Annotated in this window: 10 protein-coding genes; 8 read left to right on the top strand and 2 right to left on the bottom strand. The window is 30.9% G+C overall.

All coding sequences use genetic code 11. From position 1 onward, the window contains the following. Positions 1 to 6 precede the first annotated feature (6 nt). Positions 7 to 2,430: a primosomal protein N' gene (gene priA / locus GFV01_RS04720; protein ID WP_185150325.1), complete on the top strand. Its 2,424-nt coding sequence runs from the start codon at positions 7 to 9 to the stop codon at positions 2,428 to 2,430. A 103-nt stretch (positions 2,431 to 2,533) separates the two neighbouring features. On the opposite strand, the gene pdxH is transcribed toward priA, so the two are convergent. Beyond that, on the bottom strand, positions 2,534 to 3,178 hold the full coding sequence (pdxH, locus tag GFV01_RS04715) for a pyridoxamine 5'-phosphate oxidase (protein ID WP_160565212.1): 645 nt from the start codon (positions 3,176 to 3,178) through the stop codon (positions 2,534 to 2,536). Positions 3,179 to 3,228: 50 nt separating this feature from the next. On the opposite strand from pdxH, the gene GFV01_RS04710 reads away from it, so the two are divergent. Next, positions 3,229 to 3,771 carry a YqgE/AlgH family protein gene (locus GFV01_RS04710; RefSeq protein WP_160565210.1) on the top strand — a complete coding sequence of 181 codons (543 nt, stop codon included), beginning with the start codon at positions 3,229 to 3,231 and terminating at the stop codon, positions 3,769 to 3,771. Between the two features lie 194 nt (positions 3,772 to 3,965). Beyond that, positions 3,966 to 4,382 (top strand): hypothetical protein, encoded by a 417-nt coding sequence (locus GFV01_RS04705; RefSeq protein WP_160565208.1) that lies wholly within the window; start codon positions 3,966 to 3,968, stop codon positions 4,380 to 4,382. An 85-nt stretch (positions 4,383 to 4,467) separates the two neighbouring features. Here the strand turns inward: GFV01_RS04705 and GFV01_RS04700 are convergent, their stop codons facing one another. Continuing rightward, positions 4,468 to 5,553, bottom strand: a complete 1,086-nt coding sequence (locus GFV01_RS04700) for a M42 family metallopeptidase (RefSeq protein WP_160565206.1) — start codon at positions 5,551 to 5,553, stop codon at positions 4,468 to 4,470. Positions 5,554 to 5,613: 60 nt separating this feature from the next. On the opposite strand from GFV01_RS04700, the gene GFV01_RS04695 reads away from it, so the two are divergent. The 5 genes from GFV01_RS04695 (at position 5,614) to GFV01_RS04675 (ending at position 13,172) form a co-directional block, all read left to right on the top strand. Then, a complete protein-coding gene (locus tag GFV01_RS04695) occupies positions 5,614 to 6,267 on the top strand; it encodes a DUF4294 domain-containing protein (protein WP_160565204.1) in 654 nt (217 codons plus the stop codon). 106 nt (positions 6,268 to 6,373) lie between these two features. Then, the gene (gene ccsB / locus GFV01_RS04690; RefSeq protein WP_160565202.1) at positions 6,374 to 9,613 is read left to right on the top strand and encodes a c-type cytochrome biogenesis protein CcsB; all 3,240 of its coding nucleotides are present in this window, start codon (positions 6,374 to 6,376) and stop codon (positions 9,611 to 9,613) included. A gap of 583 nt (positions 9,614 to 10,196) precedes the next feature. Next, positions 10,197 to 10,841, top strand: coding sequence for a DUF4290 domain-containing protein (locus GFV01_RS04685; protein ID WP_160565200.1), 645 nt, complete (start codon positions 10,197 to 10,199; stop codon positions 10,839 to 10,841). Then, a complete protein-coding gene (gene murA, locus GFV01_RS04680) occupies positions 10,838 to 12,151 on the top strand; it encodes a UDP-N-acetylglucosamine 1-carboxyvinyltransferase (protein WP_160542398.1) in 1,314 nt (437 codons plus the stop codon). The genes GFV01_RS04685 and murA overlap by 4 nt, the downstream gene beginning before the upstream one ends. Before the next feature lie 16 nt (positions 12,152 to 12,167). Beyond that, positions 12,168 to 13,172, top strand: coding sequence for a glycosyltransferase family 2 protein (locus GFV01_RS04675; protein WP_160565198.1), 1,005 nt, complete (start codon positions 12,168 to 12,170; stop codon positions 13,170 to 13,172).

The raw sequence follows: 13,172 nt of genomic DNA, 5'->3' as shown, positions 1-13,172 counted from the left end.
TATCAATTGGAGTTTGCAAACGTAATTATTCCACTTTCATTAGAAGGTGTTTTCACCTATCATATACCTAAAGAATTACAAAACCACATTCAAGTCGGGCAACGGGTGGTTGTTTCATTTGGAGAAAAAAAATTATACACGGCTATAGTGGAAAGTCTCCATGATAAGAAGCCGGAACTATATAAAACCAAAGAAATATATACCATCCTTGAAGATTACCCCTTAGCAACTCCTAAACTGATTGAATTTTGGAAATGGATTGCTGATTATTATATGTGCTCTTTAGGAGATGTATTTAGAAATGCTTTTCCTTCAGCTTTAAAATTGGAAAGTGAAACATTTATCCGAAAAACATCTCAAAATATAATTTGGGAAGAGTTGGACGAAAAGGAAACGTTCATTATGCAAAATCTCGAAATTAAAACTGCAATTAATTTAAAAGAAATAGAAGCTTTTTTAGCGAAAAAATACATCATTCCTACCATAAAATCTTTATATGATAAAAAATTAATTGAATTAGATGAGCAAATCATTGAGAAATATAAACCCAAGAAACTTACTTATATCAAATTAAATCCTTTATTTGAAGATTCAGAACTATTTCAAAAAGCATTAGTAGATATTAATAGGGCGGAAAAACAAAGAGAAGCGTTACTATTATTTATTAAAATGCAACAACAGAGAGCAACATTCATACAAAAAAGAGAGCTGATAGAAATATCATCAACCTCTGTCGTTAAATCTCTGATCGAAAAAAAATATTTAGAAGAATTTAAACTCCAAAAAGATCGTATAGAAGAATATGATGATCATATTGAAGATTCTTATAAACTTTCTAACGCTCAAGATATAGCATTAAGAGAGATTGAAAAGCAATTTCAAAAATTTTCGACGGTTTTATTGAATGGCGTAACTTCTTCCGGAAAAACCGAATTATATTTTCAATTGATTGAAAAACAAATTTCTAATTCTCGTAATTCCCTTTTTTTATTACCGGAAATATCCATCACAACGCAACTGGTAAGTAAAATAAAAAAACGTTTTGGCGATGAAGTAGGAGTTTATCATTCTAAACTCAATCAAAATGAACGAGTGGAAGTTTGGAAAAATACTTTAAAAAATAAATATAAAGTAATTATCGGAGCTCGTTCGTCTATTTTTTTACCTTTATCTAACATCGGATTGATTATTGTAGATGAAGAACATGACAGCTCGTATAAACAAACGGACACAAAACCCTTTTATCAAGCAAGAGATTGTGTTCAAATTTTAGCGCAACAAAATAATTCAAAAGTTCTATTAGGATCTGCTACCCCCTCGATGGAAAGTTTTTATAATCATGAGCAGGGAAAATTCGGTTTAGTAGAGCTTAAGGAAAGGTTTGGCAATGTAAAACTTCCTGAAATAGAAATGGTCTCTTTATGTAAACCTACAGTAACCCCCAATATATCGTATCGGTTACAAGAAGAAATCCATCAATGTTTAATTCAGAAAAAACAAGTTATTCTTTTTCATAACCGACGTGGATTTTCACCTATTTTGGAATGTAATGACTGCGGACATTCACCGTCGTGTCCTAATTGTGATGTTACTCTTACGTATCATAAGGTAAGCTCAACCCTTCGTTGTCATTATTGCGGATATACCATGGCATTTCCCCAATCATGCCCAAGCTGTCATTCCCATGCTTTAGAAACGAAAGGAATTGGAACCCAGCAAATCGAAGAAGAGGTAAAACAGCTTTTTCCCGATGCTAATATTGCCCGTATGGATGTTGATACTATGAAACGCAAACATGCCTATGAAATATTATTTGAAAATATGGCTCTTAAAGAAATTGATATCCTTATCGGCACACAAATGGTAACCAAAGGACTTGATTTTGATGACGTTCAGTTGGTAGGAATCATACGTTCGGACTCTTTATTAAATCTGCCCAATTTCAGAGCAGAAGAAAAAGCGTTGCAACTCTTGACTCAAGTAAGTGGTAGAGCAGGAAGACGAAAAGAAGGAAAAGTATTAATTCAAACTTTTGACCCGGAAAATCCGTTTTATTTATTTATTAAAGAGAATAACTATAATTTGGCAAAAGAAGGTATTTTAAGAGAACGTAAAGAATATTTATATCCTCCTTACTTTAGATTGATTGAATTGACTTTCAAGCATAAAAATAATGAAAAGGTTAAAAAAGCAGCTGCAATTGTAGGAGATTATCTAAAAAATTTTATTCATGAACCGTTCATTTTAGGACCGGAAGAAGGATTGATACCGAGGATAAATAATCAGTTTATATATAATATTCTTTTAAAAATACCATCTACAAAATCTACTAAAACTAGTAAAAAGTTCATAAAAGAAGCTATTTCAAAATTACAAAGTCTCTCGTCGTTTCGTTCGGTAAAAATTGATGTAGACGTTGATCCTTCTTAATCAATTTATATATCCTATTTTTTGAATTACAATTAGATAAAGCTGAATAAAACAGTTGGGTGGGTTTTATATTGAGTGAAAGTAGAAATAGTTAAAATTAGAATTATGGAGCATACCTTTGGCTAATCCAATCCATATCTTGCAATGTATAAACAATCCGATCGTGTAGGCGATTAGGTCTGCCTTGCCAAAATTCAATTTGATATGGTTTAACTAAATATCCTCCCCAATGTTCGGGTCTTTTGATTTCATCCTTAGTTTTAGTAGAAAGTTCCAATTCCCTTAATTTATTTTCCAAATAATCTCGGTTAGGTATTACTTCACTTTGTGGAGATACAATTGCACCTAACTGACTACCCAAAGGTCGGGAATGAAAATATCCATCAGATAAATTAGGTGCCAATTTTTCTGCTATTCCATTAATGGTAACTTGTTTTTCAAGACTTTCCCAATAAAAATTCAGGCAAACATTAGGGTTTTTACTTATTGCTCTGCCTTTCCTACTGTGGTAATTAGTATAAAAAATAAATCCTTCCCAAGTATATTGTTTTAATAAAACTCTGCGAGTTCGGGGAATCAAATTATCTTCAACAGTTGAAAGAGCCATAGCATTGACTTCAGAAACTTGATCGCTTTGTTCAGCTAGTAAATACCATTCTCTGAATAGTTCCATCGGATTGTCTGTTATATCCGATTCGTTTAGCGAACCTAGTTTGTATATTTTTCTGCGATCAGATAAGTCTTCCATTAGTAAAAAATATGTAATTTTATGTCTCTAAGTTATAAAAGAAGATAAAAATGGATTACAAAGGTAAATTTTTAATTTCAAAACCTATCAGCTATGATTCTTTTTTTTCTAAAAGTGTAATTTTTATTACTGATTATGATATGTTAAAAGGAACTATAGGTTTCACTCTTACAAAAATATATCATCAAAAACTATCGGAGTTAGTCCCTGATATTGATATAGATATGGATGTTTATGTGGGAGGGCCGGTTGATTCAGATCATCTTTTTGTTATCCATTCTCGACCTGATGTAATTGGGGACAGTATCTCAATTAACGATAAATACTATTGGTCCGGAGATTTTGAAGACATTAAAACAGCTTTAAAAGAAAAGCTTATAAAACCGGATGAAATTCGTTTTTTTATTGGATATTCCGGTTGGAAAGCTAATCAATTAGAAAATGAAATTAAAAATGATGATTGGTTGATAAGTGATAATAAAGAGTTAAATGTATTAAAATGGGAAGATCATTTATGGAAAAACCAACTGATAAAAGTAGATAAAAAGAATATTATTTGGATAAATTCTCCTAAAAATCCAAAATTAAATTAATATACTTTAATATAAATATTTTTTTATAAAACAATTATATGATATAATAATCAAAAATTATTTGTTTAATTTTTAATTTTTCACCATTAAACCTTGCTATAATGAAATTTATAATAAAATTGTGAATTTTAACAATTTTTTTAATATTTTTGCAGATAAGTTAACATTATCTTATTTAGCTAACCAATATTATCATGAAAATTCACAAATTATTATTAATTTTAATATTAATAATTTTTGCCTGTTTTAATAGAATAAATTATTTCAATGGGCAAACTACTATTGGTAAGTCATATTCTAATCTTTACTTCAATAATTTACATCAAAATAAGAAATCAACAGATTTAAAAATTCATACTGAAAATTTTGTTTCAACCACCTCAAAAAAATTAGCAAGGAATTACGGAATTAAAAATATTTTTCTATGCTGTTTCCGCGATTTATGTAATCAATATATATTCAACACTTCATCTACCAATAAAGGCATTACAACCCATGCATTTAAAGTAAACCCATTCAAAACTCAAATCGTAACTAACTATAAATTATATATAATAGATGTCTTTGAATTATCAGAGACCCACTTTGTTTATTTTTCCAAAATATCATAAACTATTTAAAACCATTGATATCACACAATGGAAATAACAAAGAATGTAAAAGGAGCTATTTTTGTAGCTCCTTTTTAAATTTATATTACAAATATTTAAAACTTTGATTATCTTTAATTGATTTTAAAGCATTATAAATCATAAGAATAGTGCTTTCAACATCTTTTTTATGCACCATTTCAACCGTTGTGTGCATATAACGCAAAGGAAGAGAGATCAATGCAGAAGGAATACCTCCGTTCGAATAAGCAAAAGCATCTGTATCGGTTCCGGTTACTCTACTGGAAGCTTGTCTCTGAAAAGGGATATTATTTTTTTCTGCACTCTCAATTATTAATTCCCTTAAATTATTTTGTACGGCCGGCGCATAGGAAATTACCGGACCTTTACCACATTTTATTTCTCCGTGCTTCATCTTATTTATCATGGGAGTAGTAGTATCATGAGTAACATCCGTAACAATAGCTATATCAGGTTTAATGGTTTGCGTGATCATTTCAGCTCCTCGCAATCCAACTTCCTCCTGAACAGCATTAGTGATATATAAACCATAATCGAGCGTATCTTTATTCTCCTTAATAAGCTTAGCTACTTCTGCAATCATAAATCCGCCAACACGATTGTCTAGAGCTCTGCCGACAAAGTATGTATCATTTAATATAAAAAATTCATCCGGATATGTGATGATGCATCCCACATGAATCCCTAATTCTTCAACTTCTTCTTTAGTGGTGGCACCACAATCAACCCATATAGTTTCAACTTTAGGCGGTTCTTCAACTCCGGTATAATTTCTGGTATGAATTGCCGGCCAACCGAATACACCACTTACGATGCCTTTTTTAGTATGTATATGTACTTTTTTAGAAGGAGCAATCATATGATCGGATCCCCCATTACGAATAACATAAATTAAGCCGTCATCAGTGATATAATTTACAAACCAAGATATTTCATCTGCGTGAGCTTCTATTACTACCTTATACTTTGATTCGGGATTAATAATTCCGTAAGCAGTTCCGTAATTATCGGTTCTGACTTCGTCCACATAAGGGGTAATATAATCTATCCATAATTTTTGTCCCTTACTTTCGGCTCCGGTGGGTGAAGGAGTATTAATATATTTTTCTAAAAATTTCAACGAATTTTCATTTATAATTGAATTTTTCATATTAACCTGTTTTTTTACAAATGTACAAATTTGGGAATAGTTTTTGACGGGATAAAATTTATGAACTTAAGAATTTTTACTCTTTTATTTATCTTGATTTTCAACATCGTTCTATGTCAAAAAACAGATTCATTAGAAACTAGTATTCATTTTAATTCTGATTCAGTAATGCGTTATGAATCATCCCAGTACAGCATTAGGAAAGACAGTGTATTAATTGACTTAAAAACAATACAAGTAGAAGGTATGCCTAAGTTTAACAACAACTTAGATAAGAATCAGTACAACTGGCTTAAAAAAAGAGTTTTTAGAGTATATCCGTATTTTCTTATAGCACTCAAACAATATAATAATTTACATGATTCCTTAAACTTGAATTTAAATAATGCTGCTTTTCGTAAATATTTAAAAAAAAGGCAAAAGCAACTGTCCGAAGAATATGAAGGTAAACTAAAAGGATTAACCAAAACAGAAGGCAAAATATTTTCCAAATTAATGTATCGTTACACCGGTAAAACCGTTTATGAAATTATTAAAGAATTAAGGAACGGTTGGTCGGCCTTTTGGTGGAATGCAAAAGCGGGAGCTTTTGATATTGATTTAAAAGAACCTTTTGATCCTTATCATATCCGTGATGATGCATTTGTAGAATCGATACTTCAAAGAGCTTTTCAACGAGGAGAGTTGATTCCGCCCAATGAATCACATGATTAAAAAATTAAAAAAAATCATGTTTTAACTATTTATTTTATAAACATTTTGATGAAGAGGTAAGTTGATGTATTTTTGGGAGTTTATATAAAATAATATAAAAAAACCAATGAAGAAAATTCTTGACTTGTTGTTTTCTACTAAAACAACAGCGATTATGTTGGTCATTTATGCTCTCTCTATGGCATGGGCAACTTTTGTAGAAAATGATTACGGTACTTCAGTTGCCAAGGCATTAATATACAATTCGAAATGGTTTGAACTCATCATGCTCATTTTAATTTTAAATTTCATAGGAAATATTAAAAAATATAAGCTTTGGTCCTTAAAAAAATGGCCCATTTTAACTTTTCATTTATCTTTTATCTTTATTTTTTTAGGAGGTGCAATTACAAGATATATTAGTTATGAAGGACAAATGCATATTAGAGAAGGAGAGACAAGTAATGAAATTATATCAGATGCAACCTACTTTAAAGTACAAATTTCAAATTTTCAAGGAGAAACCAGAGCATATAAAGATATTCCTTTCACTTTAACCTCAGAAAATATCCCTTTTTTACTTAAGCCGTTTCAAAAGAAATTTTCTGCCAATTACGATTTTTTAGGTCAAAAGGTAAAATTAGAATCTGTAAAATTTATTCCAAGAGCTCAAGATTCATTACAAATAACACCTTCAGGTAAAAAAATATTAAAAGTAATTTGTTCTGGATCAAAGGGAAGAGAAACTATTTATATTGAAGAAGGAAGTGCCCGACAAGTTCAAAATTCAACCCTAAGTTTCAATAATTATCTTCAAGGAGCCATAAATATTACCACAGAAAATGAAGAAATCTATATTTCTTCGCCCATGATGGGAAGGCGTATGATCATGACAACACAGGAAGAACTTCCGGTAGAAGGAAGCGATAAAAAACAAAAATTACATTTTGCCAGTCTCTATCAATTTCCCAATGTAAGTTTTGTGATACCGATTACTCCTCAATCGGGTAAAATTATTTATTATGAAGGGGATAAAAATAAAAATTCTGAAGATCCCGATCTTATTTACATGAAAGCCTCAACCAATCAACAATCTAAAGAATTTTTATTTTATGGAAAAAAAGGGTTAACCGGGGTTCAAAAACAAGTAGCCCTAGATAATTTGCTCATTTCTATAGGTTATGGTTCTAAAATCTATACCACTTCTCCATTTTCATTAAAACTGAATAAATTCATTATGGAACATTATCCAGGAAGTAACAGTCCATCTTCGTATGAATCCGATATATCCATTTTAGATAATGGAAAAGCAACACCTTTTAAAATTTATATGAATCACATACTCAATTACAAAGGATACCGATTTTTTCAATCCAGTTTTGATTCAGATCTAAAAGGAACCGTCCTTTCCGTTAATCATGATTTCTGGGGGACAACTTTAACCTATATAGGCTATGCATTATTAATAGTGGGAATGTTTATGACTTTATTTTGGAAGGGTACAAGATTTTCTAAACTTAATGTTCAACTTAAAAAAATAGCTGCTCATAAAAAATCATTTCTTTTTTTATTTCTTTTATTCAGTCAATATGCTTTTAGTCAAAATCTGGAGAAGAACGATCTGGACACCTTACCTAAATCTTCCGTCCATAAACCGGAAATTCATGAGCATACCCATAGTAAAAATACAAGGTATTCAAAAGTAGTAGACGGGGAAACTTTTAGTAAAAGTATACACATTCCAAAATCACATTCAGATAAATTTGGGGCACTTTTGGTTCAATCATCCGAGGGACGAATAGAACCGGTGAATACATTGGCTTTAGAAATTTTACGAAAATTACATAAAAGCGAAAAATTTTATGAGTTGGACGCTAATCAATTTTTTATTTCCATATCTACCAATCCTATGCTTTGGGCAAATGTTCCTTTACTCAAAATAGGAACTAAGGGAGGGGACCAATTAAAAAAAATTACTAAAGCAAATACAGAAGGTTATACCTCCTTAATTAATTTATTTACTACCCAACCGGATGGATCTCCCGATTTCATTTTGGAAAATGATTTTAAAAAAGCTTTTAGAAAAAAGCCAGCAGAAAGATCAAATTATGATAAAGAAATAATTGAGTTAAATGATAAACTCCAAGTAATGCAAGGATTAATTAGTGGGTATTATTTAAAATTTATTCCGATAACCAACGATAAAAATCATACCTGGACTTCCGGGATTTTACCCAATATGAAAACTGATAGCGTTGCTTTGAACTTTTTGGGAGGGTATTTTAGAGCGATAGTAATCGCTGAAAAAAATAACAATTGGAATCAAGCGGATGAAGCCCTGGAAAAGATATCCGATTATCAACTCAAATGGGGGAAAGAAATTATACCTTCTCAAGCCAAGATCAATTGGGAATTAAGATACAATAATTGGGATCTATTTTTTAAAATAATGATAGTATATGCCGTACTGGGATTTGTATTACTAATATTGGCATTTACCAAGCTATTTACTGAAAACTATAAGCTTTATTCTTGGTTAGAGGGTATTTTGTTAAGCCTAGTTGTACTAACTGCTCTTATACATGGAATGGGATTAGGAATTCGATGGTTTGTTTCGGGGCATGAACCCTGGTCCAACGGATACGAAGCGGTACTATTCATAAGTTGGATAAGCGTATTGGCCGGTTTTCTCTTATATCGAAACAGAAATGGATTTATTCCTGCGGCGGGTTGTTGGGTAGCAGTTATTTTAATGGGATTTGCTCATGGGGGAGATCAGATGAATCCACAAATTACGCCGTTAGTTCCTGTGTTGAAATCGTATTGGCTAATGATTCATGTTGCGGTAATTACATCCAGCTATGGTTTTTTCGGATTGAGTGCCTTAATAGGAACCGTAGTTTTATTTTTGTTTATAATAAACCGTAAAGATATTTCTTATAAAGTTGAAAATTCAATTAAAGAATTAACTATTGTTAATGAACTATCATTGACGATTGGTATTTTTTTATTAACCATCGGAACATTTTTGGGCGGTATCTGGGCAAATGAAAGCTGGGGGCGGTACTGGAGTTGGGATCCTAAAGAAACTTGGGCATTTATCTCCGTAATAGTTTATGCGGTTGTCTTACACCTGCGATTAGTTCCTAATTGGAGGGGTAAATACCTATTTAATTTTTTATCTTTAGTAGCTTTTTCGACCATTATAATGACATATTTTGGTGTAAATTATTATCTATCGGGTTTACACTCTTACGCACAAGGAGATCCGGTTCCTATACCTTTATGGGTATATATTGTACTATTATTGGTTGCTATATTAGGATTTACTTCATATATAGCCCAAAAAAGAAAATTCAATTCCTAAAAAAGTTAAATAAATAAACAAAATATAAAATATAGTTATAAATATTCTAAAAAGATAAATTAATAGAGAATCAAGCTTGTTAAAATCAATTACATTTCTAGATAACCTTATTAATTGCATAAAAATAAAATTATTTACATCAATTAATTATTTATTAATAAAAAAAAAATAACTATATGATAAATAAATATTAAAGACAAGGAAAATATCAAGAATTATGATTATATTTGCAACCTACAAATAGTAGATTTATAATTTACTAAAACTATTGTTCCTTTTAAAAAAAATTTCCGATGACATTATTTATAAGTCCCATAAATGTTTATGATTTATTCTGGAGTTTACAGTATACTATATAATAAAAACAAAAATATACTTTAAAAGGCTAAAGTATAAGCTAAAAAAAGAGACTCAGAAATTTTTATGATAAAAATTTCTTTAAGGCAATTTGTTTATGTTAATGTAATTTACACGGTCTTATATATAAACCATTAGCTTACCTAATAGGTCGGAAAAAAGGAGTCTTTTCTACAGTAAATTTTACACAAAATAATATTTGTATTATTAATTTTAAAATTAAAATATGGAGTATAATACTCAAAGAAAAAAATTAATTATTCCGGAATATGGAAGACATGTTCAACAATTAGTTGATCATTGTATGACGATCGAGGACGATGATGAAAGAAATAAATTTGCCAAATCAATCATTGATGTTATGGGAGATTTAAATCCTCATTTAAGAGATGTGCCGGATTTTCAACATAAACTATGGGATCAACTTTTTATAATGGCCAATTTTGAATTAAAAGTAGATTCACCTTACCCGATTCCAACCAAGGCAGAAATGAATACGACTCCCAAAAAAATGGCTTATCCTTCCAATGAATCTAAATACAGATATTATGGAACGAATGTGAAAAAAATGATTGAAATAGCAAAATCATGGGAAGAAGGTGATAAAAAAGAAGGATTGAAATATGTGATCGCTAATCAAATGAAAAAAAATTACCTGAAATGGAACAAAGATCAGGTAGAAGATGAAGTAATATTTAATCATTTAGAAGAATTATCTAACGGTTCCTTAAAATTGAGTTCAAAAGAAGCTTTAATGAATGTGCCGGTTCAGACTAATTCAAATACTTCTTATAAAAACAAGAATAGAAACAACAATAGTAACTATAGAAATCAAAAGAAAAATAATTTTTCTAAAAACAAAAATAAATAATGAATACTTTTCAGATTTGCGGTGGAAAGCCTCTTCATGGTGAATTCTTTCCGCAAGGTGCCAAAAACGAAGCTCTTCAAGTTATCTGTGCAACCCTTTTAACATCAAAATCAGTTAGGATAAAAAATATACCCGAAATTCAAGATGTTTTAATACTAATTGAAATATTAAAAACAGTGGGTGTAAAAGTTACCCGAAACGTTAAGGGAGATTATACCTTTTGTTCTGAAGAAATTGATTTTGAATTTTTGAAAAGTAAAGAATTTAGAAAAAACGGAGCTCAGCTAAGAGGTTCCATTATGCTATTAGGTCCTCTTTTAAGTCGATTCGGAGAAGCTTATATTCCCGTTCCCGGCGGTGACAAAATCGGTAGAAGAAGATTAGATACTCACTTTAAAGGATTTATTGATTTAGGAGCTCAATTTGAATATGACGAAGAAGAGAAGTTTTATTCCGTAAAAGCTAAAAAGTTAAATGGTAATTATTTACTTTTAGAAGAAGCTTCCGTAACAGGTACTGCAAACATCATTATGGCTGCAGTTTTGGCTGAAGGAAAAACTCAAATATATAATGCCGCTTGTGAACCCTATATCCAGCAATTATGTAAGATGTTAATTAAAATGGGTGCAAAGATTGAAGGAATTGGCTCTAATTTTTTAACTATTTATGGCGTTTCCGAACTTAACGGTGCCGAACACACTGTACTCCCTGATATGATTGAGATTGGAAGTATCATTGGCTTGGCTGCCATGACTAAATCGGAAATTACAATCAAAGAGGTTAGCTGGGAAAATTTAGGTAATATACCGGATACCTTTAGAAGATTGGGTATTCAAATCGAAAAAAGAGGTGAAGACCTATATATTCCTTCACAAGAACATTATAAAATTCAAAATTTTATAGACGGATCTATATTAACGATTTCCGATGCTCCTTGGCCGGGATTCACTCCCGATTTATTAAGTATTATTTTAGTTGTTGCCACGCAAGCTAAAGGAAGTGTTTTAATACACCAAAAAATGTTTGAAAGCAGACTGTTTTTTGTTGATAAACTCATTGACATGGGGGCTCAAATAATTCTTTGTGATCCGCACAGAGCAACAGTTATCGGATTAAATCATGAAATTCCTTTACGAGGAACAGTAATGACTTCTCCGGATATCAGAGCCGGCATATCTTTACTAATTGCCGCCATGTCTGCAAAAGGAACCAGCCGAATACATAATATCTATCAAATCGATAGAGGATATGAAAACATCGATGAGAGATTAAGGGCCTTGGGCGCCGATATTGTTCGGATTGACCTATAATCTATAAAACAAAACTATGCATGGAGATTTACATTTAAAAATTTCAATTATTATAGCAGTCTATAATAGAAAAGATGAACTACAGGAATTACTGTTTAGTTTAATTAATCAAACGGATAAAAATTTTGAAATTATTATTGTTGACGATGGATCTCAAGAAAAGTTAGAACCTATAGTCTCCACTTACGCAGAAGTATTGGATATTAAATATTATTACAAATCGAATTCCGGAGCAGGATTATCAAGAAATTACGGAGCGGAACATGCTTCAGGAAATTATTATATTTTCTTAGATTCAGATTGTATTGCTCCGGTTCATTATATAGAAAATGTGCGTAAAGAATTAAGATTAAATTATGTGGATGCTTTTGGAGGAGCTGATTCGGCCGATAAAAATTATAATGATTTACAAAAAGCAATTTCATATTCCATGACTTCTTTATTAACCACGGGAGGAATTCGTGGCAATAAAAAAGCGATAAATAAATTCCAGCCCAGAAGTTTTAATATGGGTATATCCAAAGAAGCATTTAAAAGTGTTGGCGGATTTTCGGAACTGAGGGTAGGAGAAGACCCCGATTTAAGTCTTACTCTTTGGGAAAAAGGGTTTAAAACCCGATTTTTTCCTGAATGCAAGGTTTTTCATAAAAGAAGAACTTCCCTAAAGAAATTTGCTAATCAAGTATATCATTTCGGAATTGCCCGTCCCATATTGAACCAAAGACATCCTAGCTTTACAAAAATTACTTTTTGGTTTCCTTCTCTTTTTTTGATATTCACTGTTTTGTCCTTAGTATTATCGATAGTTAATTATAGGTGTATCTTTCCTTTGCTTTTTTATTGCTGTGCTATTTTCCTCGATTCAAGCTATAAAAACAGGAGCATCAAAATCGGTCTCATATCTTTACTTACAACATTTATTCAATTTTTTTCCTATGGATTTGGCTTTTTACAATCCTATATAAAATTAAATATCTTAAATAGGGAACCTAAAGAGGCATTTCCATCACACTTTTATTAG

Origin of the sequence: Apibacter sp. B2912 (assembly GCF_009827835.1) — a bacterium.
Lineage (GTDB): Bacteria > Bacteroidota > Bacteroidia > Flavobacteriales > Weeksellaceae > Apibacter.
This window is presented reverse-complemented; position numbering and strand designations above follow the sequence as displayed.

What these genes read in the sequence shown, in the direction of transcription:
- pdxH (WP_160565212.1), bottom strand. Translation starts at nt 3,178, where the DNA reads ATGGAAGACTTATCTGATCGCAGAAAAATATACAAACTAGGTTCGCTA.
- GFV01_RS04710 (WP_160565210.1), top strand. Translation starts at nt 3,229, where the DNA reads ATGGATTACAAAGGTAAATTTTTAATTTCAAAACCTATCAGCTATGAT.
- GFV01_RS04705 (WP_160565208.1), top strand. Translation starts at nt 3,966, where the DNA reads ATGAAAATTCACAAATTATTATTAATTTTAATATTAATAATTTTTGCC.
- GFV01_RS04700 (WP_160565206.1), bottom strand. Translation starts at nt 5,553, where the DNA reads ATGAAAAATTCAATTATAAATGAAAATTCGTTGAAATTTTTAGAAAAA.
- GFV01_RS04695 (WP_160565204.1), top strand. Translation starts at nt 5,614, where the DNA reads ATGAACTTAAGAATTTTTACTCTTTTATTTATCTTGATTTTCAACATC.
- ccsB (WP_160565202.1), top strand. Translation starts at nt 6,374, where the DNA reads ATGAAGAAAATTCTTGACTTGTTGTTTTCTACTAAAACAACAGCGATT.
- GFV01_RS04685 (WP_160565200.1), top strand. Translation starts at nt 10,197, where the DNA reads ATGGAGTATAATACTCAAAGAAAAAAATTAATTATTCCGGAATATGGA.
- GFV01_RS04675 (WP_160565198.1), top strand. Translation starts at nt 12,168, where the DNA reads ATGCATGGAGATTTACATTTAAAAATTTCAATTATTATAGCAGTCTAT.